Here is a 24,864-nt window from a genome sequence, read left to right as displayed (position 1 = left end):
GGGAATTCAATTATGACTGCCAGTATTACCAGCTACCGGAGGCTCCGCCACCACCATAGCCGCCGCCTCCTCCGCTAAACCCTCCGCCTCCTGAACCACCGCCAAAACCGCCCCTACCACCGCCAGAGCCGCCAATAAAAATATTACCGGCAAAAATGAGTGCTATTATGAATGCCAGAATTGCACCAATAATCGCTGCAAACAGGCTCCAGCCCGAATACCAGCCAAAACTTAATACCAGAAATCCAACTATTGCACTGCCCAGCGTATTACCAAATATATTTTTCAAAAATGAACCGGCTATAAATATCAGTAACAGAATTCCAAAAATTGTTGAGCCTGAATCATCAGATTCCTGATGTGCAGATTGTTGTGCCGGTAATTTTTCACCGTTAATCAGCTTCTCCAGCTGATTTACAGCCTCACGTACACCTCCGTCTGCATTATTTGCCCGTAACTGCGGACGAAGCACATCATCCAGAATTCTTTTAGCATAAACATCAGGAATAGCCCCTTCCAGTCCGCGACCGGGTGCCAGAAACGTTTTATGTTCATCGCGCACCAGCAACAACAGTACACCGTCATCAATTCCTTTACGCCCCGGTTTCCAGCTATCCATAACACGCGTAGCATAGTCAAAAGGTGTTTCCGGTGAGATAGCCGGAACTGTCAATACTATAATCTGGCTGCCATGCTGCCGGCTGAACGCCAGTAACTGCTGGTTTAATTCTGTACGGGTAGCAGGCTGTAACATATTGGCTGTATCCATTACCGGATCAGTCAGCGCTGGTACAGGAACCAAACCATTGGCAGCGAGCAAATGCATTGCAAAAAAACAGCCCAGAAAAAGACCGAGTAGCCTGTGGACAGATAAGCGTATTGTGTTCATCTTTGCAACCTTAGTGCCATAAAAGCAAATTTGCTTGTATTTTAGTTCATACTAACCTTTTGATTGTCAGGATAAAAGACCACTATTATCTGACTCCATACTTTCAGACAAACAGATTCTGTTATTACAACAGAATACAAGTATTCAGTCCGATACAGCAAATTTCCACAGTTAGTATTGCAAGTTTTTATCGAACTGCTGGTATGTTTAACAATTACTCCTGTCTGTTCGGAAAATAGCCGCAACCATATAAATTTTTAATTTCCATTTTGTCAGATTCTGCAAAAAAACAATTAGCACAATAGTAGCAGCTGCTTACTATACTGATATGCAAACAGCCAGTTCTGACAAACTGGCTGTTTAATTAATCACATAAAATAACAACAGAAAACGAATTAAAATTCTACCTGCGGTGCCTGTTTTACCGCCGCTTCATTTTCCGGTACAAAATTCGGGCGAACATGCATTCCGAAAATTTTGGCTGTGATATTGTTCGGGAAAGAACGCAAAGTAGTGTTGTAAACCTGTACTGTCTGAATATAGCGGTTGCGTGCCAGAGCAATACGGTTTTCTGTGCCTTCAAGCTGCGCTTGTAAATCTCGGAAACTTTGATCAGCTTTCAGATCAGGATAATTTTCTGTTACTACCAGCAAGCGGCTCAGAGCACTGCTCAGATTTCCCTGTGCCTGTGAAAACTGTTCCATTTTTGCCGGATTATCAGCATCACTGCTGGTCATATTCAGACTGCCTACACGTGAACGGGCATTAGTAACGTCGGTTAAAACTTGTTGTTCATGTTTGGCATAGCCTTTAACTGTATTCACAAGATTGGGTACCAGATCAGCACGACGCTGATACTGATTCAGCACTTCCGACCAGGCAGCATTTGCAGCTTCATCCTGTGACTGCATTGTATTATAGCCACACCCGCTGAGGCTTAAAACCAGAATAAATGCGCCTATCCAACCCATTAACCGTTTATACATTATAAACTCCTGTATGTATTATTGTGCCAGTTTAACATGCTCTTGTTACTTTTTACGTCATAACTAGCGCAATCTTATATACCTTAAGCTATAATTAATGCAAAATAATAAAAATCATTTTAACCAACTGTAAAGGATGTTATATGTTTCCTGAATATCGCGACTTGATTACCAAATTAAAGGCGGAAAATACCCATTTTGCTAATATATTCGAAGAACACAACCGACTGGACGATAAAATTACAGGTCTGACTAATAACCCGGTAACCAGTGGTCTGGATAATCTGGACGAACTGAAACGGGAAAAATTGCGCCTGAAAGATGAAATTTACGCCATGCTGCGTGAAGCTGACGGTAAAGCCTGATAGTGGTTGAGTTAAGTCAGTAAAAAACCCTGCCAAGCGCAGGGTTTTTTACTGACTTAACTTATATTGTTACCTGATAGCATTAAATCGTTCTTGTATCGCAGCAGGAAAAGAAATTGCTTTATTGCTTTGCTGATCGAAAGCCATAAACGTCACCACAGCCTGCACAACTGTCTGTCCTGTATTTTTAAGAGTAATCGTTTGATTAACTTCTACTTTGCGCGGTTGTATTTTGCTCAAAGCAGTAGATATCAGCAAATCATCTCCGAAACCGGCACTGCGCCGGTAACTGATATTGATATTTATCACAGCCATTCCACAACCGGCTTCAGTAAACATTGGCGTTAAGCCGGCTTCATCAAAATAATGCCAGCGTGCCTCTTCCAGAAATTCCAGATAGCGTGCATTATTAACATGGCGGTATACATCTATGTGAAAGCCGCGCACCCGAATTTCGGTTTGATGTGCTTGTACTGATAGCCGGTCTGTAATTTGAGTTGAATCTTGCATATTTAATTATTTACCACACTCCAGCTAATGGTCTGATTAGCACGCAACGGAATCAGTCGTTCATGATTACCATACGGATAGTATGGTGGCACTGTGCGATTTACTTTTTCCAGTGTAATGGTTTCCTTATTGATTTCCAGACTATAAAACCGCGGACCGTTTTCTGCTGCAAAAGCCTGTAATTTATCCAGTGCTCCCGCCTGCTCAAAAGCTTCCGCATATAACTCAATAGCAGCAAAGGCACTGAATATACCCGCACATCCGCAAGCACATTCTTTACTGTGCTGAGCATGCGGCGCACTATCGGTACCGAGAAAAAATTTATGTGACTGTGTACCGCTTACAGCCTGTAACAGTGCCTGACGATGGGTTTCGCGCTTTAGTACCGGCAAACAGTAGTGATGAGGCTGGATTCCCCCTACCAGTAAAGCATTGCGATTGTAGAGCAAGTGCTGGGGTGTTACCGTAGCAGCCACATTTTCACCAGCCTGAATCACCAGCTCAGCAGCTTGTGCAGTGGTGATATGCTCAAATACTAATTTCAGTTCAGGCAGCCGTTGTAATAGCGGCTGTAAAAGTTCATCAATAAATACTGCTTCACGGTCAAAAATATCAATTTCACTTTTGGTTACTTCACCATGCACCAGTAATGGCATGCCTGTTTCAGCCATGGTTTCCAATACCGGCAATAAAGTCCACAAATCACTGACACCAGCCGCAGAGTTAGTTGTGGCACCGGCAGGATAAAGCTTACACGCAATAATACCTGCCTCTTTGGCTTCGCGTATCAGTGCCGGAGTAGTCTGGTCAGTCAGATATAAAGTCATCAATGGCTGAAAATGACTGCCCGCAGGTACTGCAGCAAGTATACGTTCACGATAAGCCAGTGCTGCTGCAACTGAGGTTACCGGTGGTTTCAGATTTGGCATAATCAGGGCTCGCCCCATTTGCCGTGCACTGAAAGGTAATACTGCCTTTAATGCTGCACCATCACGCACATGAAGATGCCAGTCATCCGGACGGGTTATAGTGAGAGTCTGCATCTGTATCCGTTCTATCAGCGTGTGTTACACAGCTAAAAATAATAGGTTAATGTACTATCCTGTCGCAGCTTCTACAACCTGAACCTGAATAAAGTTAACAAAATATTGTAATTAATTGTAATAAATTACCGTCTGAAAAACTTAGCGGTGTTTTACCCACATCATTATTACATCATCATTTCTGATTTGCTGATGCAATAATTCATGCCCTGTCTGCCGGCAAAAAGCTGCAAAATCATCAGGAGCAGTTTTATCTGTTGCCAGTACTAGCAATACTTCTCCGCTATCCATTACTGCCAGCGCTTTTTTTGCACGTAAAATCGGCATCGGGCAATTTAAATCGATAACATCTAGTGTTCTATCACTGTGTGGTTCACTCATCAGCAACTCATCATAGAATATTGAAAGTTATTATTATACATCGCGCATGAAACAGACTGAACGTATACACCTTGCTCAGGCTAAAGCAGCCCGTTCCAGTCTATATCAGTTATATTATAAAAATGCACGCTGACAGGAAAATTATCAGAATATGTTTTGTTATTAAAACTGTTGTAATCAAGAACAGCATGCATAAAACATAAGCAGATAAACGTTATTTTATAATTATTTACTTAAATAAATATCATTTCCGGCTTTTGCAGTAATGACATATATACATTGAAAAATCAGAAAGCTTGCAGATAAATTCGTAATAGCAGAATTAACTTTGCGCCAGCTCCAGCATTTCCCTGGCATGATTACGTGTGGTATCGGTAATGGTTTCGCCGCCAAGCATTCGTGCAATCTCATTCACCCGATCAGTCGCAGCCAGTACATTTATTTCACTTACAGTCTGCCCTTTGCTGTTATGTTTTCGCACCTGCCAGTGCTGCTGACCACAAGCTGCGACCTGCGGTAGATGAGTAACAGCCAGCACCTGACGATTTTGCCCCAGACTACGCAGTGCGTGACCAACAACATCAGCTACAGCTCCGCCAATACCGGTATCCACCTCATCGAAAATCAATGTAGGTACCGCATTATACTGACTGGTAACCATTTGCAGAGCCAGACTGATACGTGCCAACTCACCACCGGAAGCGACTTTGCTCATTGCTCTTAAAGGCGTGCCCTGATTAGCAGCTACCTGATACTGTACCTGCTCCAGACCATGCACAGATGGTGAGGCACTTAACAATTCAATATGAAAGCGTGCGCCTTGCATTGATAAATTTTGCATGTGAGCTGTGGTTTGTTTCGCCAGCTTTTTCGCAGCCTGATGGCGTTTCACTGATAATTGCTGTGCTGCATGCATATATTCATTTTCGCGTTCTGCTACCCGCGCCTGTAACGCTTCAATATCCGCAGCCGCCTCCAGTTCATTAAGAGCTGATTCAACTTTTGCAAGCTCTTCAGGCAATTGTGGTGGCTCGATCCGATATTTACGCGCAACACTCATTAACTCCTGCATGCGCTGTCCCTGCTGTGCTAATAAATTTTCATCAGTCTCTACACTGGCAGTGGCTTCACGCAAATACGCACTGACTTCACCCAATTCTGCTTCTACTGATTCCAGTAATGCCACACTGTCTGCAAAAGCAGGAGCTGCTTTAATCAGTGCAGCCAGTTGCTGCCGGCAATGATACAAACGGCTTTGTAAACCCTCATCACCATTGAGAACTTCTTCTACATTTTCCGCTGTTTGCAGTATTTCCGCCGCATGTACTAATGAATCATGACTCTGACTGAGATTTTCCCACTCATGCTCTTGAAGATTCAGGGCATTTAGCTCATCAAAGCGCCATTGCAAGCGCTCACGCTCAATATTCAGACTATCAGCCTGTGTTTGCGCTTTTTCCAGCTCTTTTTTGGCTTCATGCCAACGCTGATAGGCTTCACGTACTTGAGCAACTTCTGTATCAGCACCCGCAAATGCATCCAGTAATATACGTTGCGCGGATTCACTGTTTAAAGAGTGGTGAGCATTCTGACCATGTATATCAATTAATAATTCACCTATCTGCCGCAACTGACTCAAAGTAACCGCCTGATTATTAATGAAACTACGACTTTTTCCCTTTACATCAATTATACGTCGGATACTTAATTGCGTTTCGTTTTCATCCAGTAATCCCTGTTCCTGTAGTAAGGTACGGGCATGTGTTACATCACTGACATCAAACAGTGCTGATAACTGGGCTTCTTTGGCACCATGTCTTATCTGACCATAATCAGCTTTATCACCTAACAACAGACCTAATGCATCTAGCGTGATTGATTTACCCGCCCCGGTTTCACCTGTCAGAACGGTAAAGCCGCTTTGAAAACTCAGATTCAGCTCATCAACAATGACAAAGTCACGCAAAGACAGCGCCAGAAGCATAAACAACCTTTCTTAGAGAAAGTATTAATGATTTATGCTGGATTTTAGTATTTTTTAGGAAAATAAGAAACCATTTTTTAGAAAAATCTAAAATAATCGATAATAAATTTCGGTTTTATTAATTTTTATTGTATTTTTTCCACCAATAGCAAAAATAAACATTATTTTTTTCAGAGATTATGTCAGGCTACAAAAATTACTTAAAATCTGATTAACGGCTTAAAGCTTGTTTATACAGCACACAGCTATACCAGCTGGTCACCCCAATGCAGTTTCTGACGCAGAGTTTTGTAATATTGATAATTAACCGGATGTAAAATCCTCAGAGAATTACGATAGCGGCAAATACGGATTTTATCCATAGTATGTAAATCAAAAAACGCCTGTCCGTCAAAATGAGCCCGGGCATCGCTGCCTTTAGTAATCAGCACTTCTATTTCACTGGTATCACTGACAGCAATCGGCCGGTTGGACATGGATTGCGGGCATATAGGCACTAAACTGAATGCTCGCAGAGTTGGCTGTAAAATAGGACCACCGGCAGCCAGAGCATATGCCGTCGAACCAGTAGGTGTAGACACAATCAAACCGTCTGAACGCTGGGTATAAACAAACTCTTTATTAATGAATACCTCAAATTCAATCATCTGCCCCAGTGCACCACGGCTGAGTACAACGTCGTTTAGTGCCAGTGAATGATAAACTTCTTCGCCTGCACGTACTACTGTCGCTTCCAGCAAAATACGTTCTTCGGGCAGATATTTGCCAGTCAGCATGCCGGTTAATTCTGTTACCATCTGAGCACGCGGTACTTGTGTCAGAAAACCAAGATGTCCCTGATGAATACCAATCAGTGGTACCCGGTAAGGTGCCAGTTTACGGGCAACAGACAATAAAGTACCGTCACCACCCAGTACCATAACAAGATCACAGCGCCGCCCCATTTCACATTTATTAATAATATTACAGCGTTGCAGCAATACCGGACTAATCTGGTTATCCGCTTGCGCCTCACTATCCAGATACACCGAAATTTCTTCTTCACATAAAAAAGTAATGAGTTCGTCCAGTACTTCACTCATCATTGGTGTTTGCGGCCGTGTCACAATTCCGATATGGTTAAACTGGCTATTCATGTAAACATTTATTCCTGACTAAGTTACTCTCTCTAAATAACTACCATAACTTTATTTGGCTATTATAAAGGTTAGTGTAACAATAAACTTATATTATGTGCATTTTCATGCCGAATGCAAATATTATGCAAATGCACTGATAGCAAATTTGAAAAGGTATAAATATAAGATATTACTTTCATAGTTGCTGATATCCGCAGCACTTATTCTTTTAGCTGGCTGAAATATCTGCTACTGAGGTATCTGATTATTCCGAATCATAAAATTAAATCTTAACTTAAAACAAAATATTAATTACTAGCAGAATACTTCTTGCACAACAGTTATATTAATTTGCCGGTACAGATCAATTTTAAAGTCGTTTAGCTGACATCTGATTAGAAATACACCTGTATTATGCAAGTAAATTATCATTGCTTCCGCACAATAGCTGTTTCCTTCTCACTCAATTCAGCTAATCAACGATTGAAATTACTCGCTAATTCTTGGTTACTTTATTGCTTCAAATATCTCTGAATAAAAGAAAATTTTAAAATATCTAATGTTCAAAAAATAATCTTCAAATTTGCTTTGATTTTCTTTAACTGCTTTAACAGATTACATAACATTATGCTGCTTATCCCGATTTATACTCTTACCTAACTATCTATCGCTCAATTGAGCTTAAATCGCTACAATAACTGTTTAAAATACGGTAGCCACTATGTCTGCATCTCTGCCAAAAGTTTTTGCTCTGCTTGGTCCTACAGCGTCAGGCAAGACCAGTCTGGCTCTAAGTCTGGCTGAGCAGTTTCCGATTGAAATTATCAGTCTGGATTCCGCCCTGATTTATCGTGATATGAATATCGGTACGGCTAAACCCAGTGCAGAAGAGTTAGAAGCAGTGCCCCATCATCTGATTGATATTATTTCACCGCTTGAAAGCTACAGTGCTGCCCAGTTTGTCAGTGATTGTGTGGATTTAGTCGGGGAAATTCATACACGCGGTCACCTGCCTTTGCTCGTGGGCGGTACCATGATGTATTACCATGCCCTGACACAGGGACTGAACAGCCTGCCCGAAGCCAATCCGCAAATCCGTGCCGAACTGGATAAACTTAAACAACAGCACGGTACAGACTTTCTGTATGCACAATTACAGCGGGTGGATCCCATTACTGCTGCCCGCTTGCCTGCCGGTGATAGCCAGCGTATTGAACGTGCACTGGAAATCTATCACATCACTGGTGTTCCCATGAGCAGCCATCTGGCTAAACAGGAAAGCCGGCAGAGTCCTTTGAATGTGTGTACACTGGCACTTTTACCGGCTGACCGTGCTCGTTTGCATACACAGATTGCCACCCGCTTTCATTCGATGCTGGCACAGGGTTTTGTGGAAGAAGTGGAAGCACTTCGGCTGCAATACCCGGAATTGCATCCTGATTTGCCTTCAATTCGCTGTGTAGGCTATCGGCAGGCTTTTGATTATCTTAATGGCACAACTAACTACAGTACATTTGTTGAACGCGGAATTACTGCCACCCGGCAACTGGCAAAACGTCAGCTTACATGGTTGCGTAAACTGAATCCCGAACATGTATGCGATCCGTTTAATCCTGCAGGGCTGCAAGAACATGCGCAGCAATTAATACAGCAGTTTTTTGCTTAAACTGATTTAATTTAGAAAATTCTCCGGCAACGAAACCTTAGGCAATACTATTAAAATATTGTGTAAACATTGTCTAATCTGATAGTCTGTTTATTTTGCAACTTAATGTATTAATTCAAATTCTTAATTATTAATTTGTAATTATTTATCTGTATCTGCTGTTCTGCACTTTTTCAGTACAAAGACAGAACAGCAAAACAAAATTATTTACAGTAAAATGCAGTCCGTTGTTAGAGTCATTATGTCATAGCATTCGTACTGAATTGAATATACGGCAAAGACAAACACTTATCTTCTACGCCTCACTCTGACCAGGCAAGGGTCAGGCATTTTTGATTTAATAAGGAGAAAACACGATGTCCGTACAGGATCGCATTCGTTATACCTCACTTCATTCCCGCCTTATGTCTGCTGAGCAAGCTGCTACCCTGATAGATAATAATGCCAATGTCGGCATGAGCGGATTTACCGGCGCCAGCTATCCTAAAGTTTTGCCGAAAGCTATTGCTGATTTTGCCCGTGCTGAACATGCTGCCGGTCGGCCATATAAAATTAATGTATGGACTGGTGCTTCTACTGCGCCGGAATGTGATGGCGCACTGGCTGAGGCACATGCAATAAATCAGCGTTTACCATTTAATACTGATCGCCATATGCGTCAGGAAATCAACAATGGCGATGTCAATTTTATTGACATGCATTTATCGCATGTTGCTCAGCAGGCATGGTTTGGTTTTCTGGGTCACATGCATGTAGCCATTATCGAAGTACTGGGCATTACTGAAGACGGACATCTGATTCCGTCTACCGCAATCGGTAACAATCAGACATGGCTGGATATGGCTGACAAGGTTATTCTGGAAATCAATACCGGTTTGCCGATACAAATGGAAGGCATGCATGATATTCCTATGGATAATGCTATTCCGCCCCACCGTAAACCAATTAACATGACCCGCGCTGATGATCGCATCGGTGAAAAATACCTGAAAGTTGATTTAAACAAAATAGTCGCTATTGTTGAATCCAATGCTCCGGATCGCGACAATGTTTTCAGCGAACCTGATGACAAATCCAAACAGATTGCCGCTTATATTGTTGATTTCCTGTCTCACGAAATCAAAATGGGGCGTCTGCCTAAAGAAATGCTGCCAATTCAGTCTGGCGTAGGCAACGTGGCGAATGCCGTACTGGCAGGTCTGTTAACCGGTCCGTTTGAAAATCTGTATGGCTATACCGAAGTATTGCAGGACGGTATGCTGGATCTGATACGTGCCGGAAAAATGGCTACTGCATCTGCTACCGCTATTTCCCTGTCTGCTAAGGCATTCCAGGATTTTGCAGACAATATTGATTTTTACCGTGAACGTATTATTCTGCGCCCGCAGGAAATCTCCAATCACCCGGAACTGGTGCGCCGTCTGGGTATCATTGGAATGAATTCAATGATTGAAGCCGATATTTACGGCAACATCAATTCTACTCATGTAATGGGTACCAGTATGATGAATGGTATCGGCGGTTCAGGTGACTTTGCACGCAACAGTTTCCTGAATTTCTTTGTTACCCCGTCTACTGCTAAAGATGACAAGATTTCCTGCATCGTGCCGATGGTTTCACATGTTGACCATACCGAACACGATACACAGATTATTGTTACTGAGCAGGGTCTGGCTGATTTGCGCGGTCTGGCTCCGCGGCAGAGAGCAAAAGTGATGATTGAAAAATGTGCTCATCCGGATTATCGCGATCAGTTGCAGGATTACTACGACCGTGCTTTGCAAACGGCAAAAGGTATTCATACACCTCATATTCTCACTGAAGCTTTAAGCTGGCATGAACAATTCCTGAAAACCGGTTCTATGAAAATGTAATTGATTCCGGATAATGTCAAACAGCCCTGTTTTCAACAGGGCTGTTTTTTATCAGACTGCATCACTTCTCGACCAGATAATTTATTTTCGGTTCAGCATCCGCAATTGATTTACTGAATCCTATAAACAGGTTATTACCCTTACCAGACTGAAATCTAGTGCTACATCGTCTGAATGTGTATTTATGAATATACTTCATCATCACACATTATCAAATTCAGCCACATACACATTACTATCAGTTAAAATAGCCACCACTCAGTCTCTGCTGCATTCAGCAAATTCTTTATTTCTTCATCCTTAAAAGGAACAACCACCATGTTTTCCAAAGCGTTAACCATCGAAAAATTTGATCCGGAACTGGCCGGTGCCATTGCCCGTGAAGATCAGCGCCAGCAAGATCACGTAGAACTAATTGCATCTGAAAACTACGTAAGCTGCGCCGTAATGGAGGCTCAGGGCAGCCAGCTAACCAATAAATATGCCGAAGGCTATCCGGGTAAACGTTATTATGGTGGCTGCGAATATGTCGATGAAGTAGAACAGCTGGCTATCGACCGCCTGAAAGAATTATTTGGCGCCAGTTATGTTAATGTACAGCCTCATTCCGGCTCTCAGGCCAATCAGGCTGTTTACGCCAGCGTATTACAACCGGGCGACACTATTCTGGGTATGTCACTGGCTCATGGGGGGCATCTGACTCATGGAGCCAGTGTCAACATTTCTGGTCGCCTGTATAACGCCATTACCTATGGTTTGGATGAAAATGAAATCCTCGACTACAAACAGGTGGAACAACTGGCACTGGAGCATAAGCCGAAAATGATTGTGGCAGGTGCTTCTGCTTATGCTCTGGAAATAGACTGGGCACGTTTCCGTGAGATTGCAGATAAAGTAGGTGCTTATCTGTTTGTAGACATGGCGCATTACGCCGGTCTGGTCGCTGGCGGAGAGTATCCGAATCCAGTGCCTTTTGCTGATTTTGTGACCACTACTACCCATAAAACTCTGCGCGGACCGCGCGGCGGTGTAATTATGTGCCGCAGCGATGAACATGCAAAAGCACTGAATTCAGCTATTTTCCCCTGCCTGCAAGGTGGTCCGTTAATGCATGTGATTGCAGCCAAAGCAGTAGCCTTCAAAGAAGCCTTACAGCCGGAATTCAAACAATATGCCCGTCAGATTAAAGCCAATGCCAAAATACTGGCAGAAACCTTGATTGAACGTGGCTTGCGTATTGTTTCAGGCCGTACTGAAAGCCATGTATTTCTGGTAGACCTGCAACCAAAAAAACTTACCGGTAAAACGGCAGAAGCGGTGCTGGGCAAAGCACATATTACCGTTAATAAAAATGCCATCCCTAATGATCCGGAAAAACCATTTGTCACTTCCGGTATCCGTTTAGGCACGGCAGCCATTACTACTCGCGGCTTTACTGAAACAGATACGCGTGAACTTGGTCATCTGATTGCTGATGTTCTGGATAATGCAGACAATGAAAAAGTTATTTCAGAAGTCTCAGAAAAAATACAGAAAATTTGCAATCGTTTACCTGTATATGGTAAATAAACCACAATATTATAGTATTAATATAATTTCCAATCATTCCTGTTGATTGACTATAAAATAGTACTTATACTCAAAGCAGACTTTTTCATCATTGAATCAATGATGTTTTAGTCTGTTTTTTATTGACATTAAACATCGCCATTGAGTTTCTCAATAAGAAATTCATCTTTAACTAATCAGGTATTATCAAAATACTAATAAAGTATTAATATAACCATATTGCAAAAGCAAAAATAACAATTTGGCGTTTAAATTTAAAATATTTTGATAATTCATTTTGAAAGGAAACAAAAATGAAAAAATTAGTTTCTTCCGCTTTACTGGCTGCTTCTTTGGCTATGACTGCAGGTTTCGCTATGGCTAATAGTAACAACGATGATACTGATGTTCGTCATTTCAGCGAATCTACTGCTCAAAATGGTCAAAACACTCATGTTTCTGACTCTACACCAGAAAATACTCCTTTCCGTACTGTTAATACTTACGCTGGTAATCACTAACAGTCTGGTAATAAAAAAAAGCATAACTTATTGTTATGCTTTTTTTTACTTATCTATTTTCATGCAAAATATTATTTTCTTAGAGATTAAACTAAGAATTATCTTACACTTTCTCTTTCACGCTGCTTAAATCTTCTGTCAGCTATTCTTGTGTTTATCTTTAAAATATAACTTACTGATTACATATATTTATTTAAAAAATCATAATTAATATTGATTTTACTTAATAACTCAACTTTTATTATAGCCACAGGATTAAGATAAAGCTTCCTTATTCTCAGGAGTACAACATCATGGGGTTACTCTGGACAATTATAGTTGGCTTTATCATTGGTTTAATTGCCAAACTAATCTATCCGGGCAAACAGCAACTTGGCATAGTGATCACCACTTTACTCGGTATCGGCGGCTCATTACTGGCCGGATATGTTGGTCAGGCATTTGGCTGGTACCATGCAGGTGAAAAAGCCGGTTTAATAGCTTCGATTATTTTTGCCTGCATTATTCTGTTTATTTACGGCAAAATTAAAAACAGACAGATATAACGAAACGGTGATGGATATTCAATCCATCACCGTTTTTTTGCTCAAATAAATGTATTATTTATTGATTTGCACTTTACCCAAACCTTTATCACGTAACTGAGCAATAGTTGCATCAATACCCTGTTTCTGAATCAATTGATCAAACTGACTGCGGTATACCGTTACCAGACTGGTACCGTTAACCCGGAAATTATAAATTTTAAAGACACCATTAGCATAATACATCTGATAACCCACGGTGTAGTGCTTATTACCGGCACTAACAATTTCGGTAAATGTTTCCAGCCGGTTATTACCCTGATTCACTACCTTAGGTATAACCTTCACAGATGCATTACTGGCACCCATTAATGCTGAATGTGCATAAATGCGCACAATCATATTTTTAAAGGCCGCACTGAAATCCTGTCTTTGCTGTGCAGTAAACTGTCGCCATTGCATACCTACGGCCAAAGCTGAAATACGCTCATAATCCAGATACTGATCTGCATAACGTTCTATCTGACTAATACGCTGTTGTTCATTCAGGCTTTTGTCACGAGCCACTGATAACACCATATCCACATTTTGCTGTAACTGTTGTTGCGCTAGCTGTTCCTGCGTTGCAGCGAACGAACATACTGCAACCATCAGCATCCAGCCTGCCAAACAAGCTTTTACATACCTCTGCATTGTATTCTCCTATGAATAAGCAAAAAAAACGGCTTATGTTTGTTATCATCCATAAACCGCTTGCTGTTTTTCATTTACTAAAGTCTTATCCTAATTTGGAAGCTAACCAGTCAGTTACACTGGCGAGCGCCGGTTCTAATGCAGCTATATCCTGCCCGCCGGCTTGTGCCAGTTCGGGACGACCGCCACCCTTACCACCAACCTGACCGGCAACATAATTAACCAGCTCACCAGCCTTGATTGTTTTAGTTAATGCTTTTGATACTCCTGCTATGATGGCAATTTTACCATCATTTACTGCTGCCAGCAGAACGATAATATTATCACCCTGTGCAATTAAATCAGCAGCAATATCTCTCAGAGCACTGCTTTCTGCCTCAATTTGTCCCAGCACCAGACGAGCTGTACCAATAGTTCTGGCCTGAGCCAGCAAAGCGGTACCTGCCTGTCTGGCCAGTTCACTTCTGGCTTCAGTTAATGCCTTTTCCAACTGTTTGGTCTGAGTATGTATTGCCTGAAGTTTAGGCAGCAAATCTTCAGCAGTCTGTGCTTTTACTTCGGCAACCGCCGCCTTAAGCAACTCTTCCTGCTGCTGAACAAATTGTAAAGCATTCAATCCGGTCACAGCTTCAATACGCCGTACTCCGGCAGCAATACCACTTTCAGAAATAATTTTGAAAAGACCAATATCTCCAGTCCGTGCAACATGGGTTCCACCGCATAATTCAGTAGAAAATTCGCCCATGCTCAGTACACGTACCTCGTCACCGTATTTTTCTCCGAACAGCGCCATCGCACCGGCAGCAATGGCTTCATCAAAGCTCATATTCTGCGCACATACAGGAACATTGGCCACAATTGCCTGATTTACCCGACGTTCAACTTCGGCCAGTTGTGCAGCAGTAACCGGCTGTGGATGTGAAAAGTCAAAGCGGGTGCGCTCAGCATTAACCAGAGAACCTTTCTGCTCAACGTGTGTACCCAATACTTCACGCAAGGCGCGATGCATCAGGTGAGTGGCACTGTGATTACGCATACTGGCTTCGCGCAGTACACTATCTACCTGAGCGGTAACAGCATCACCCACTTTCAGACTGCCGGACAGCATTTCGCCAAACTGACCAAATACTTTAGCTTTGATTTTTTGCGTATCTTCCACCTGAAAGCGATTTTCACCGGCAAAAATATAACCAGTATCACCAGTCTGACCGCCAGACTCTGCATAAAACGGTGTGAAGTCAATCACGACCACACCTGATTCACCGGCATTTAACTGCTCAACAGCTTCACCATCCTGATACAAAGCCAGAACTTTGCTTTCATTCTGGCGTTGCTGATAGCCGGTAAATTCTGTGTCAGCACCTTCATAGGTAAGCTGAGTATTGGCTTTAAAATTCTGCGCTGCACGGGCACGGGCACGCTGAGCAGCCATTTCACGCTCAAACCCTTCTTCATCCAGACTGATATTACGCTCACGCGCAATATCAGCGGTTAAATCATATGGAAAGCCATAAGTATCATACAGTTTGAAAATTACCTCACCAGCCAGTGTCTGTCCGCCATCCTGCAAGGCACTTTCCAGCAGAGTCATTCCGGTTTCCAGTGTTTGTGCAAAACGGCTTTCTTCCTGTTTCAGTACATCACTGATTTGTGTCTGTTTTTCAACCAGCTCAGGATAGGCAGAGCCCATTTCCTGCACCAGATCCGTTACCAGCAAATGGAAAAATGCCTGTTTACAACCCAGTTTATAACCATGGCGTACAGCCCGGCGGATAATACGCCGCAATACATAGCCACGCCCCTCATTGCTGGGTAATACACCATCAGCAATTAAAAACGCACAAGAGCGGATATGGTCGGCAATGACTTTCAGACTCGGTACATCCTGACTATACGGAATGCCTACAACACGTGCTACAGCATGCAGCAAATTGACAAACAGATCGATTTCATAATTACTGTGTACATGCTGCAATACTGCCGACACCCGCTCCAGTCCCATCCCTGTATCAACTGACGGCTTAGGAAGCGGATTCATGTTACCGTTTTCATCCCGGTTATACTGCATGAATACACAGTTCCAGATTTCTATAAAACGGTCACCATCTTCTTCGGCGCTGCCCGGAGGCCCGCCCCAGATATGTTCGCCATGATCATAAAAAATTTCCGAACAAGGACCGCACGGACCAGTATCGCCCATTTGCCAGAAATTATCAGAAGCATAACGTGCGCCTTTATTGTCACCTATACGGATAATTTTTTCCGGTGGCAGACCAATCTCATTTAACCAGATATCATAAGCTTCATCATCATCTGCATATACAGTTGCCAGCAGTTTTTCCGGTGGCAGGTTCAGCCAGTCCTTACTGGTGAGAAATTCCCAGGCAAAATGCAGGGCATCACGCTTAAAATAATCGCCAAAGCTGAAATTGCCCAGCATTTCGAAAAATGTATGATGGCGCGCGGTATAACCAACGTTTTCCAGATCATTGTGTTTACCACCGGCACGCACACATTTTTGTGCAGTTGTCGCACGGCTGTACGGGCGCTTGTCAAAACCCAGAAACACATCTTTAAACTGATTCATACCCGCATTGGTAAACAACAGGGTTTTATCATCCTGCGGAGGTACAAGTGAAGATGAAGGTACAACCTGATGACCCTTACTTGCAAAAAATTGAAGAAATTTAGAACGTAATTCTGCTGTTTTCATGGTAGTTTCAATAAGACGGGTGATTAATCGTATTCAGGCAGTCTGTATAAAACACAGACTGCCTGAACATAGATATAAAAACAGGACACTGGTTAGTCCACCTCAACCATCACCCTTGTTAAAATCATCCGCTTATCTTACCGCAGTTTTACGCATAAGCCTACCTGAACAGACGAAAATCCATGCCAAAATGACAATTCCGACAACACTAATGCCTTATGCGGTATAGTTACCCCCATACGAACAGATTGAAGTTACAAAGGTGGTTAACACATAACCATGCCAGCCAGCCTTGGCACATCTTTGAAAAGGACGGACATGAAAAACACAGCCTGTCTGGGTTTATCCGGTTTGATTTTATGTATTCTGACTGCATGCAGCGGTTCACACGACAATGCCGGTCCTCAACCGGCTTCTGCTGTAGCGGCCAGCAAACCTGGTAGTTTGAGCGACACCAAGACACTTAAAATATTTAACTGGTCAGACTATGTTGACCCGAAAACCATTGGTGAATTTGAAAAAAAATATGGCATTAAAGTCACTTACAATTTTTATGACAGTGACGAAACACTAGAAAGCAAAATTCTGACCGGACAGTCCGGCTATGATATTGTCGGGCCGTCCAACTCATTTGTCGGACGCCAGATTAAAGCCGGAGCATACCAGCCACTAGACAAAAATCAGTTGCCTAACTGGAAATACATTAACCCGAAATTACTGGACTTATTAAAAGACGTAGATCCGGATAATCAGTATGCGGTACCCAACTACTGGGGTATGAATACCATTGCAATCAATATTGAAAAAGTGAATGCGGCACTCGGTACTACACCAATGCCGGAAAATAGCTGGGATTTGGTTTTTAATCCTGAGTATACCGACAAACTAAAAAACTGTGGCATCAGTTACATGGATAGTCCGGTAGAGATGATTCCGCTAGCGTTGCATTATGCCGGCAAAGATCCGAACAGCCAAAGCAAAGATGATATAGATATTGCAGCTAATATTATCAAAGCGAACCGAAGCAATGTATTGCGTTATTCGTCTTCTGGTTATATCGACGATCTGGCACGCGGCGATGTTTGTGTAGCCATTGGTTTTGGCGGTGATTTAAACATTGCCAAACGACGCCGGCTGGATGCAACCGGTAAAAAAGATATCGTGGTACTGGTTCCGACTCAGGGAGTTTCTCTCTGGATAGATACATTAACTATCCCGAAAGATGCAACCAACCTCAAAAATGCCTATCGCTACCTGAACTGGATACTGGAACCGCAAATAGCGGCCAGAAACGCCAATTATGTTAGTTACGCGCCTTCAAGCATGCCGGCAAAAGAACTGATAAAAAAAGAATATCGCGAAGATAACAGTATTTTTCCGTCAGATGAAGTTCTGGCTAACAGTTATCTGGTATTACCGGCAAAATCGGATACTCTGAAATACGAATTGCGATTATGGCAAAATCTTAAAGCAGGAAAATAAATTTCCGACTAAATCCCATGTTTGCAAAAGCCCCTCCTTTGAGAGGGGCTTGATACATTCTACTTTATGCAAATCAAAACTGATGCCATTTAGCGGCACAGCTCAGGAAATTTTTTCCACGCTTGCGACAAAGTCATACCATTAGAATATAGATTCACTATACTTTGTGACATACCTGCTTTAACTACGTCTATCTGTAAACCTTCTGTCTGTGTGAAAGGATTGACCAGTGCCAGTGTCTGAGTGCCATTAGGATAGGAGCTGATTTTGTAAAATTCCTGCGGCAGTTTAAACCGTGACTGAAATTTTTCATGCAGACACTTACTCACTTCTGTCACCGGCCGTTCAATACGCAGGCTGACTTCAGGTGGTGCGGAACGTTCAGGTTTCATTACAGGTAAGTTTTTTGACGATACCGCACAGCGAACATTATTGGTACCATAAGGCTGATTAGATTGCAATAAAGCCATTGCCATCGCTCTCGAATCACATTCACGCTCTTCAGCAACAGGAGGAGGAACCTGAGCACAGCCGGCCAGAATACTGACACAAAAACAGGGCCACCATAATATTTTTTTCCACAACATGCTTATCATTCCATGATCAGTATTAATATTTGTATTTAGTTATTCAGAAATTTAAGTTTTTTGCCAGCCTGCCATTTTCCGCAGAGCTTGATTAATTAATCACAATTACAGAAAATAAAACTTCAACTGGCTAATAATGGTTTTCATCTGAATATAGCTGTCATATGCCAAATGTTATATTGAAAACAAAATAGCTATAATAACAGGCATATTTGAATATACACTAGTTTTATTATGATTTTTCCCTCTGCTCATTCTGTCAAAACCGTTACACTGGCTCTTACCGGAGCATCGGGTATGCCTTATGCCAAACGTCTGCTGGGCTGCCTGTTACAGGCTGATATAAGGGTCTGGTTACTGTATTCACAGGCTGCCCAGATAGTCGCACAACAGGAAATCAACTGGCATTTACCTGCAAATGCTAAACAGTGTAATGCCGCATTGTGTGCAGAATACGGCGTAGACTCATCCATGCTTACTGTATTTGGCCGCGATGAATGGTTTGCACCTCCGGCCTCCGGTTCCAATCCCGCTGATGCAATGATTATCTGTCCGGCCAGCATGGGTTGTGTTGCTGCCATTGCAGCCGGCACTTCCGACCATTTACTTGAACGGGCAGCTGATGTATCGATTAAAGAAAATCGTCCGCTAATCATCGTACCGCGGGAAACGCCTTTATCAGCCATTCATTTGGAAAATCTGCTTAAACTGTCGCGTTTGGGTGTATGCATTCTACCCCCGGTATCCGGTTTTTATCAGCACCCGCATACTATTCAGGATATGGTGGATTTTGTAGTAGGACGTATTTTGGATCAGCTGCATATACCTCATCAGTTGATTACACGCTGGGGTGAAGAAAATAATTCTTGACACATGTTTCAATAAGGTTTAAGGTTTAGTAATGAAAAACGCAACCACTTTCTCTTTTGCTTATTATTGGTACCACACCTCGGTGCGGTGCTTTTTTGCGTTTATATAATATCTAATAAGCAAAATAAAAAAGTGAACCGCCCGGCCAAACCGAGGCGGTTTTTTGTTGCTACAAACGCCTCATACAGAAAGGCATTACAAATGAATCGACAACTACTGGAGAATAAAATGTCCGCATTACCGCTAAATCAGTTACAGCAATCAGAATCACCTGTGGCTCAGCTTCAACGCTGGTACATGATTGTTGACGGCAATCAGCACCGCTCTGACCTATGCCAGCTACAGCCACAATTCCAGACTGCATTTATGCTTAGTGAAGCTCTGATTCCTCAGCTGCGCCTGATAGCAATGTTAATTGCTGCACAGCGTCTGGGCTTTGAACAACCTACTCCTGATATTATCAGTGATGAGGCAGACTGGTTTGCCGCACGTATTCTGGTAATGGGTGTAAGAATTTTTCATCTGGATATTACCCTGATACCCATGCTGAAAACAGCAAACAGCCGTGCACGCAGCTTCGCCCAAAAGCATAATTTGCCGTTTACTCCCGCACAAATGCGCATGAGCCTGCATGCCGGACGGCCGGAACAAATGCTGATTATTGAAACTGAAACTCAGTGCGAAGAAGATCTGGGGCTGGTAGAAAATAGTTTATATTTTGCTCACAATCTGTGTCTGAAAGAACATACTATTATGACCGCATGTCTTACTCAATAAGTTTACGCAGATATCAGATTAAATCAGTCTGCGTAATTTATGGCTTACTTTATAACGTGCGTAAACTGTTATCTGCTGTAAAAACGGTTCCAGCTGCTCAGCAGTAAAATTTGCATGAATATAATAGCAACCATCACCCGTAATTTTATACAGAGCCTTTACCTCAGCAAAGGTACTTACCAAATGCTCGAATTCAGCAAACCGGCTGTTATTCATATAAATAAAAATAAATTGTTCCGATATCAAGTGTTCAGTCAGTGTAAAACGTTCTATCACGCCGGTCTCAAGCAGGTTCTGTACCCTTAGCCCCACTGCCTGTCCGCTAAGAAATACTTTCTCACCAATCTCTTTCCACGACAACGACTATTATTTTTTAATAAATCCAGAATTGCTCTGTCTTTTTTATCCATAGTTTCATCCTGAAAATAAATCGTGTATATCTTTTTCATCAGCCTATTCTGTCGAAAACAGATAAGGCGCATAATTAAATTATTAAAACCAACAGGATATAACTAATGAAACAAGCACTCATTATAATTGATGTACAAAATGATTATTTTTCATCAGGTAAAATGGAACTGTACCAGCCACAACTGGCATTGGAAAAAATATTGAAGGTTCGTGAGTATTTCCGCAATCAGCAGCTGCCCGTGTATTACATCCAGCATATTAATAGTAACCCAGGAGCTACTTTTTTTCAGCCTGACAGCCATGGTGTAAAATTACATCATCAATTACTGCCGATTGCAGACACGAATGAATTTTTAATTCATAAAAGCTATCCCAATAGCTTCTTACAAACAACCCTGCATGGACACCTTCAACAACAGAATATAGAGCAGTTGGTTATCTGCGGCATGATGACACACATGTGTGTCGACTCTACCACTCGTCAGGCAGTTGAATTCGGTTATCAGCCAATTGTTATTGCAGATGCATGCGCAACACTGAATCTGGAGTTCAATAGCAACATCATTAGTGCAACAAATGTGCAAAACAGTTTTTTAGCCGCATTGAATTATCTTGCTACTGTACAATCTGCTGAACAGTTCCTCAGTTAATACTTTTAATAGTATAAATTTTACTTGAATCGCAATTCAGTCAGCAGTTTACATAAATTTTTAGAAATACGCCTGTAAACCTTATTAGCAAAAAGAATAAACAGGTGTATTTATTTGTATTATTGACTCAAAGATGATAAATATTTCTAAATTATCTCTAAATTAGAGTTATATAAATTATTTGAAAAAGAAAAATTATGCCCAAAAAAATAATTAAATATAAGAAAAATATAGATTATCAATAATTTATTTGTTCAAATTTCACTAAAATTCACAAAGATTCTCTGGCTTGCTAAAATATAAATGATAAGTTTCATAAGAACCTCCGGTCCCGCCATCTTGTTCATATAATAAATATATTGTTCTTAAACCTTTAGAAGTTAGTTCATACCCTACAGTCTCAAATCCGTTTCCTCTTTCAATTTTGCATATCTTTTTATAATTTATATTCACTCTTTTTAACGACTTAAATGGCGGAAGTATACAATTTTTTGTAGTGTAATAACCAAAGCATTCATTATCAATCCTTACCACTTCAGCACCAAAATTTGGATTAGAAGTTGTTGAATACCCTACCGTCCAAGGCATTTCTGTCCAATTTTGCTTTAATCTCATAGGAGCAAGACCATTAACATTAATTCGTACCATTGCATTTCGATAATAGGAAACTAAACCATCATCTGATTCAGAACTATCAACCCCATCAGTTTCCCAAATAAAATTTTCATTATTAACAAATGTATCCCATGCAATAAAATCTTTGCTTTCTTTTGTAGGGATTTGCATAAATAATTTTATAAAGTCTCCTATTTCAAAGGATTGCAATGATTCTGCTTTTTGGGGGTAAACAGGATAAGCACAACATATCAAAGGCAGCATTAAAAACAAAAAGATAATCTGTTTTTTCATAATTCACCCCTTACTAATTATTAAATTGAATTCATTTTAATTATGTAAATTAATATTATTTAAAACAGTATTAAAATATATAAATAGCACTTGTTTTCGGAATTTATTTATCCTAATAATAAGTGCTATTATTAATAACCAAAACAATCAGTTAGCCGACTGATACTCACATTGGCAGAAAACGGCTGGGATCCTGTGGCTGGCCATTTTCACGCAATTCAAAATGCAGCTGAGTGCGTTTAGCATCAGTATTACCCATAGTAGCAATCTGCTGGCCACGTTTGACCTGCTGACCTTCTTTTACCAGAATATTCTGGTTGTTACCATAGGCAGTCAGATATGTCTGATTATGCTGTACGATAATCAGATTACCATAGCCACGCAAACCATTACCGGCATACACTACTTTACCAGAAGCAGCTGCCAGAATAGGCTGCCCGGCATTACCACCATAATCAATACCTTTACTGCTGCCGCCATAACTCTGCAGAATATTACCGGCGGTCGGACGCTGCCATTCAATTCCGCTTACATTGCGGACGCCTCCAACACTCACTGTTTTACTGGTTGATACAGTACTTGTACTGGTTGGTGTAGTTGTTGTGGTAGTACTGGTAGTAGTAGTGACATTTGCTGTTTGTACAGGAGCAGTCACAGTAGTAGTTGTGTTTGTGCTACCAGCCGGCGCCACATAGCCGGCTGGCTTCACGCGCAGAACCTGCCCCACCTTAATTTCATTCTCTATTATATTATTCCATGAACGCAGATTATCCTGAGTAATCTGATAACGTTTGGAAATGTTATATACCGTATCTCCGCGCTGTACCGTATGCGTTGCTGCATTAATATCAACCGGAGAGTAATTGCCCACATAACCAGTAGAAGTACCTGCAGCGGCAGGTGTATAAGCCGGAGCTGTATTTGCCGGTGGCGTATAAGGAGCAGCACCATATGGATTGTCGGCAGTGGTAGCAGCAGTACCTGTAGTGGCATCACTGCTGCCCGTTTCTGTCGGCGCTGCCGGCTGTTTGAAAAGAGTACAGGCACTTAATGCCAGTACCAGCAAGCACCAGCCGGAACGATTCACACTTTTTTTCAACATAACGGTTTACCTTAAATCATTGCAATATTCAGGGGGTGCCAGCGCAACAGCGGCGGCAATAGCCAATTCAGACAGTATCATAAACAATGACCAGCATTGTGTAAAATAGCATCGGGCATAAATTATTTTAACATGTCCTAATGATTGTGTTTATTCTGATAACTTTTTATCATTAATTGCCCAATCATATAAGGCTTTTCGGTTTTCACCACTAATCTGCGCAGCCAGTACAGCGGCCTGCTTGGTTGGCAGTTCCTGCACTAAAATCTGCATAATATTAATAGCTTCATCAGACAGCTCGGTATTTTTTTCCACTGGTGCCGGATGAAGTATCAGTACCATCTCACCACGTTTCTGATTAGCATCTGCCTGTACAATCGACTGAATTTCAGAAACTGTGCCGCATAGATAGGTTTCATGAGTTTTACTGATTTCACGTGCCAGCATCAGAGTACGTTGCGGATAAAGTAAAACCATTTGTGCCAGTGTATCTGCAATTCTGTGGGGCGTTTCAAACATAATTACCGGATAAGATACTTCTTTCCATAACTGTAGCTTTTGATGACGTTCACCACTTTTTGCCGGTAAAAATCCCGCAAAATAAAAATCTGACTGAGTAACTCCCGCAACACTCAAAGCTGTCATTACTGCACTCGGGCCTGCTACCGGTAATACCTGATAACCGGCCGCACGTACCCGTGTTACCAGCCGTGCACCAGGATCACACACTGCCGGCGTACCGGCATCAGAAACCTGCGCCACTACCTGACCGGCAGCCAGAGCAGCAATAACGCGCTCTGCCATACTTTGTTCGTTCTGTTCACGCACACTGATCAATCGTGCAGAAACACCGTATGCACGCAGTAATTGCTGTGTTACGCGTGTATCTTCTGCACAAATTAAATCTGCCCGGGATAATACTGCCAATGCATGAAAACTCAGATCTGCCAGATTACCAATCGGAGTAGCCACTACATAAAGGGTTTGCGGTACAATGCTGGCAACAGCTTTCTGGTAATGGGCTTGCATTTATAAATCCGTAATCTGATTAAACTTTAGCATCAGGCATTAAACTGAAAACTCCGTACATAAGCCTGAAACTGTTACTATACCACGTAGTGATAATGTTTCAGAGTTTACGGTTAACAATTGCACGGGTTATAAACCGTATAATAGCGCCGTTTCAGAAGTCACGCAGCCTGAAACCTGCACAGGGGTATTTACGCGTAACATATTGTAAATACCAAGCATATTGCCTGCT

General features: G+C 41.9%; 24 protein-coding genes. 10 read left to right on the top strand and 14 right to left on the bottom strand.

All coding sequences use genetic code 11. The features are described from left to right. Window positions 1-25: 25 nt before the first annotated feature. Together H3V11_RS05140 and H3V11_RS05135 are read right to left on the bottom strand one after the other, a co-directional pair. On the bottom strand, window positions 26-889 hold the full coding sequence (locus H3V11_RS05140; RefSeq protein ID WP_232335772.1) for a YgcG family protein: 864 nt from the start codon (window positions 887-889) through the stop codon (window positions 26-28). A gap of 395 nt (window positions 890-1,284) precedes the next feature. Further along, window positions 1,285-1,875, bottom strand: coding sequence for a LemA family protein (locus H3V11_RS05135; protein WP_078475098.1), 591 nt, complete (start codon window positions 1,873-1,875; stop codon window positions 1,285-1,287). A 143-nt stretch (window positions 1,876-2,018) separates the two neighbouring features. Here H3V11_RS05135 and H3V11_RS05130 point away from each other — a divergent pair, with 143 nt between their 5' ends. Next, window positions 2,019-2,240 (top strand): YdcH family protein, encoded by a 222-nt coding sequence (locus H3V11_RS05130; protein ID WP_025330229.1) that lies wholly within the window; start codon window positions 2,019-2,021, stop codon window positions 2,238-2,240. A 69-nt stretch (window positions 2,241-2,309) separates the two neighbouring features. Here the strand turns inward: H3V11_RS05130 and H3V11_RS05125 are convergent, their stop codons facing one another. The 5 genes from H3V11_RS05125 to H3V11_RS05105 form a co-directional block, all read right to left on the bottom strand. Continuing rightward, window positions 2,310-2,750, bottom strand: coding sequence for a thioesterase family protein (locus tag H3V11_RS05125; protein WP_025330228.1), 441 nt, complete (start codon window positions 2,748-2,750; stop codon window positions 2,310-2,312). A 2-nt stretch (window positions 2,751-2,752) separates the two neighbouring features. Next, window positions 2,753-3,793: a dihydroorotase gene (gene pyrC, locus H3V11_RS05120; protein ID WP_198223767.1), complete on the bottom strand. Its 1,041-nt coding sequence runs from the start codon at window positions 3,791-3,793 to the stop codon at window positions 2,753-2,755. A 141-nt stretch (window positions 3,794-3,934) separates the two neighbouring features. After that, window positions 3,935-4,174, bottom strand: coding sequence for a sulfurtransferase TusA family protein (locus H3V11_RS05115; protein WP_025330226.1), 240 nt, complete (start codon window positions 4,172-4,174; stop codon window positions 3,935-3,937). A 322-nt stretch (window positions 4,175-4,496) separates the two neighbouring features. After that, on the bottom strand, window positions 4,497-6,158 hold the full coding sequence (gene recN, locus H3V11_RS05110; RefSeq protein ID WP_198223766.1) for a DNA repair protein RecN: 1,662 nt from the start codon (window positions 6,156-6,158) through the stop codon (window positions 4,497-4,499). A 245-nt stretch (window positions 6,159-6,403) separates the two neighbouring features. Then, window positions 6,404-7,294, bottom strand: a complete 891-nt coding sequence (locus tag H3V11_RS05105; protein WP_198185734.1) for an NAD(+) kinase — start codon at window positions 7,292-7,294, stop codon at window positions 6,404-6,406. A 703-nt stretch (window positions 7,295-7,997) separates the two neighbouring features. Here H3V11_RS05105 and miaA point away from each other — a divergent pair. From miaA to H3V11_RS05080, 5 genes are all read left to right on the top strand, one after another. Next, window positions 7,998-8,942 carry a tRNA (adenosine(37)-N6)-dimethylallyltransferase MiaA gene (gene miaA, locus H3V11_RS05100; RefSeq protein ID WP_084587181.1) on the top strand — a complete coding sequence of 315 codons (945 nt, stop codon included), beginning with the start codon at window positions 7,998-8,000 and terminating at the stop codon, window positions 8,940-8,942. A gap of 356 nt (window positions 8,943-9,298) precedes the next feature. Continuing rightward, the gene (locus H3V11_RS05095) at window positions 9,299-10,816 is read left to right on the top strand and encodes an acetyl-CoA hydrolase/transferase family protein (protein WP_037475978.1); all 1,518 of its coding nucleotides are present in this window, start codon (window positions 9,299-9,301) and stop codon (window positions 10,814-10,816) included. A 318-nt stretch (window positions 10,817-11,134) separates the two neighbouring features. Continuing rightward, entirely contained in the window at window positions 11,135-12,385 is a 1,251-nt protein-coding gene (gene glyA, locus H3V11_RS05090; protein WP_198223765.1) for a serine hydroxymethyltransferase, read from the top strand. A 293-nt stretch (window positions 12,386-12,678) separates the two neighbouring features. Further along, a complete protein-coding gene (locus H3V11_RS05085; protein ID WP_025330220.1) occupies window positions 12,679-12,885 on the top strand; it encodes a hypothetical protein in 207 nt (68 codons plus the stop codon). A gap of 293 nt (window positions 12,886-13,178) precedes the next feature. Further along, complete coding sequence (locus H3V11_RS05080) at window positions 13,179-13,430, top strand: GlsB/YeaQ/YmgE family stress response membrane protein (protein ID WP_025330219.1); 252 nt, start codon at window positions 13,179-13,181, stop codon at window positions 13,428-13,430. Between the two features lie 54 nt (window positions 13,431-13,484). Here H3V11_RS05080 and H3V11_RS05075 read toward each other — a convergent pair whose 3' ends face one another. Together H3V11_RS05075 and alaS are read right to left on the bottom strand one after the other, a co-directional pair. Further along, entirely contained in the window at window positions 13,485-14,102 is a 618-nt protein-coding gene (locus tag H3V11_RS05075) for a phospholipid-binding protein MlaC (RefSeq protein ID WP_025330218.1), read from the bottom strand. Between the two features lie 85 nt (window positions 14,103-14,187). Next, window positions 14,188-16,815 carry an alanine--tRNA ligase gene (alaS, locus tag H3V11_RS05070; RefSeq protein WP_025330217.1) on the bottom strand — a complete coding sequence of 876 codons (2,628 nt, stop codon included), beginning with the start codon at window positions 16,813-16,815 and terminating at the stop codon, window positions 14,188-14,190. Between the two features lie 318 nt (window positions 16,816-17,133). Here alaS and H3V11_RS05065 point away from each other — a divergent pair, with 318 nt between their 5' ends. Beyond that, window positions 17,134-18,297 (top strand): extracellular solute-binding protein, encoded by a 1,164-nt coding sequence (locus tag H3V11_RS05065; protein ID WP_084585667.1) that lies wholly within the window; start codon window positions 17,134-17,136, stop codon window positions 18,295-18,297. Window positions 18,298-18,386: 89 nt separating this feature from the next. On the opposite strand, the gene H3V11_RS05060 is transcribed toward H3V11_RS05065, so the two are convergent. Beyond that, complete coding sequence (locus tag H3V11_RS05060; RefSeq protein WP_198209670.1) at window positions 18,387-18,884, bottom strand: hypothetical protein; 498 nt, start codon at window positions 18,882-18,884, stop codon at window positions 18,387-18,389. A 234-nt stretch (window positions 18,885-19,118) separates the two neighbouring features. Between H3V11_RS05060 and H3V11_RS05055 the strand changes: the two genes are divergently transcribed. Together H3V11_RS05055 and H3V11_RS05050 are read left to right on the top strand one after the other, a co-directional pair. After that, window positions 19,119-19,754, top strand: coding sequence for a flavin prenyltransferase UbiX (locus H3V11_RS05055; protein ID WP_198223764.1), 636 nt, complete (start codon window positions 19,119-19,121; stop codon window positions 19,752-19,754). A 201-nt stretch (window positions 19,755-19,955) separates the two neighbouring features. Continuing rightward, window positions 19,956-20,531, top strand: coding sequence for a hypothetical protein (locus H3V11_RS05050; protein ID WP_232335771.1), 576 nt, complete (start codon window positions 19,956-19,958; stop codon window positions 20,529-20,531). An 18-nt stretch (window positions 20,532-20,549) separates the two neighbouring features. Here the strand turns inward: H3V11_RS05050 and H3V11_RS05045 are convergent, their stop codons facing one another. Next, window positions 20,550-20,891: an Lrp/AsnC family transcriptional regulator gene (locus tag H3V11_RS05045; protein ID WP_198223763.1), complete on the bottom strand. Its 342-nt coding sequence runs from the start codon at window positions 20,889-20,891 to the stop codon at window positions 20,550-20,552. Between the two features lie 155 nt (window positions 20,892-21,046). On the opposite strand from H3V11_RS05045, the gene H3V11_RS05040 reads away from it, so the two are divergent. Further along, window positions 21,047-21,592, top strand: a complete 546-nt coding sequence (locus H3V11_RS05040; protein WP_198223762.1) for a cysteine hydrolase family protein — start codon at window positions 21,047-21,049, stop codon at window positions 21,590-21,592. Between the two features lie 264 nt (window positions 21,593-21,856). On the opposite strand, the gene H3V11_RS05035 is transcribed toward H3V11_RS05040, so the two are convergent. The 3 genes from H3V11_RS05035 to rsmI form a co-directional block, all read right to left on the bottom strand. Then, complete coding sequence (locus tag H3V11_RS05035) at window positions 21,857-22,501, bottom strand: hypothetical protein (RefSeq protein WP_198223761.1); 645 nt, start codon at window positions 22,499-22,501, stop codon at window positions 21,857-21,859. Window positions 22,502-22,667: 166 nt separating this feature from the next. Continuing rightward, on the bottom strand, window positions 22,668-23,603 hold the full coding sequence (locus tag H3V11_RS05030; RefSeq protein ID WP_078475108.1) for a peptidoglycan DD-metalloendopeptidase family protein: 936 nt from the start codon (window positions 23,601-23,603) through the stop codon (window positions 22,668-22,670). 150 nt (window positions 23,604-23,753) lie between these two features. Further along, window positions 23,754-24,632 (bottom strand): 16S rRNA (cytidine(1402)-2'-O)-methyltransferase, encoded by an 879-nt coding sequence (rsmI, locus tag H3V11_RS05025; protein ID WP_198223760.1) that lies wholly within the window; start codon window positions 24,630-24,632, stop codon window positions 23,754-23,756. Window positions 24,633-24,864: the final 232 nt, after the last annotated feature.

This window comes from Snodgrassella sp. W8158 (assembly GCF_016100435.1).
Lineage (GTDB): Bacteria > Pseudomonadota > Gammaproteobacteria > Burkholderiales > Neisseriaceae > Snodgrassella > Snodgrassella alvi.
This window is presented reverse-complemented; position numbering and strand designations above follow the sequence as displayed.

What these genes read in the sequence shown, in the direction of transcription:
- H3V11_RS05065 (WP_084585667.1), top strand. Translation starts at nt 17,134, where the DNA reads ATGAAAAACACAGCCTGTCTGGGTTTATCCGGTTTGATTTTATGTATT.
- H3V11_RS05075 (WP_025330218.1), bottom strand. Translation starts at nt 14,102, where the DNA reads ATGCAGAGGTATGTAAAAGCTTGTTTGGCAGGCTGGATGCTGATGGTT.
- H3V11_RS05055 (WP_198223764.1), top strand. Translation starts at nt 19,119, where the DNA reads ATGATTTTTCCCTCTGCTCATTCTGTCAAAACCGTTACACTGGCTCTT.
- H3V11_RS05035 (WP_198223761.1), bottom strand. Translation starts at nt 22,501, where the DNA reads ATGAAAAAACAGATTATCTTTTTGTTTTTAATGCTGCCTTTGATATGT.
- H3V11_RS05135 (WP_078475098.1), bottom strand. Translation starts at nt 1,875, where the DNA reads ATGTATAAACGGTTAATGGGTTGGATAGGCGCATTTATTCTGGTTTTA.
- H3V11_RS05085 (WP_025330220.1), top strand. Translation starts at nt 12,679, where the DNA reads ATGAAAAAATTAGTTTCTTCCGCTTTACTGGCTGCTTCTTTGGCTATG.
- pyrC (WP_198223767.1), bottom strand. Translation starts at nt 3,793, where the DNA reads ATGCAGACTCTCACTATAACCCGTCCGGATGACTGGCATCTTCATGTG.
- H3V11_RS05080 (WP_025330219.1), top strand. Translation starts at nt 13,179, where the DNA reads ATGGGGTTACTCTGGACAATTATAGTTGGCTTTATCATTGGTTTAATT.
- rsmI (WP_198223760.1), bottom strand. Translation starts at nt 24,632, where the DNA reads ATGCAAGCCCATTACCAGAAAGCTGTTGCCAGCATTGTACCGCAAACC.
- H3V11_RS05105 (WP_198185734.1), bottom strand. Translation starts at nt 7,294, where the DNA reads ATGAATAGCCAGTTTAACCATATCGGAATTGTGACACGGCCGCAAACA.
- H3V11_RS05140 (WP_232335772.1), bottom strand. Translation starts at nt 889, where the DNA reads ATGAACACAATACGCTTATCTGTCCACAGGCTACTCGGTCTTTTTCTG.
- glyA (WP_198223765.1), top strand. Translation starts at nt 11,135, where the DNA reads ATGTTTTCCAAAGCGTTAACCATCGAAAAATTTGATCCGGAACTGGCC.
- H3V11_RS05125 (WP_025330228.1), bottom strand. Translation starts at nt 2,750, where the DNA reads ATGCAAGATTCAACTCAAATTACAGACCGGCTATCAGTACAAGCACAT.
- H3V11_RS05050 (WP_232335771.1), top strand. Translation starts at nt 19,956, where the DNA reads ATGAATCGACAACTACTGGAGAATAAAATGTCCGCATTACCGCTAAAT.
- H3V11_RS05060 (WP_198209670.1), bottom strand. Translation starts at nt 18,884, where the DNA reads ATGTTGTGGAAAAAAATATTATGGTGGCCCTGTTTTTGTGTCAGTATT.
- H3V11_RS05040 (WP_198223762.1), top strand. Translation starts at nt 21,047, where the DNA reads ATGAAACAAGCACTCATTATAATTGATGTACAAAATGATTATTTTTCA.
- recN (WP_198223766.1), bottom strand. Translation starts at nt 6,158, where the DNA reads ATGCTTCTGGCGCTGTCTTTGCGTGACTTTGTCATTGTTGATGAGCTG.
- H3V11_RS05095 (WP_037475978.1), top strand. Translation starts at nt 9,299, where the DNA reads ATGTCCGTACAGGATCGCATTCGTTATACCTCACTTCATTCCCGCCTT.
- H3V11_RS05030 (WP_078475108.1), bottom strand. Translation starts at nt 23,603, where the DNA reads ATGTTGAAAAAAAGTGTGAATCGTTCCGGCTGGTGCTTGCTGGTACTG.
- H3V11_RS05130 (WP_025330229.1), top strand. Translation starts at nt 2,019, where the DNA reads ATGTTTCCTGAATATCGCGACTTGATTACCAAATTAAAGGCGGAAAAT.
- miaA (WP_084587181.1), top strand. Translation starts at nt 7,998, where the DNA reads ATGTCTGCATCTCTGCCAAAAGTTTTTGCTCTGCTTGGTCCTACAGCG.
- alaS (WP_025330217.1), bottom strand. Translation starts at nt 16,815, where the DNA reads ATGAAAACAGCAGAATTACGTTCTAAATTTCTTCAATTTTTTGCAAGT.
- H3V11_RS05115 (WP_025330226.1), bottom strand. Translation starts at nt 4,174, where the DNA reads ATGAGTGAACCACACAGTGATAGAACACTAGATGTTATCGATTTAAAT.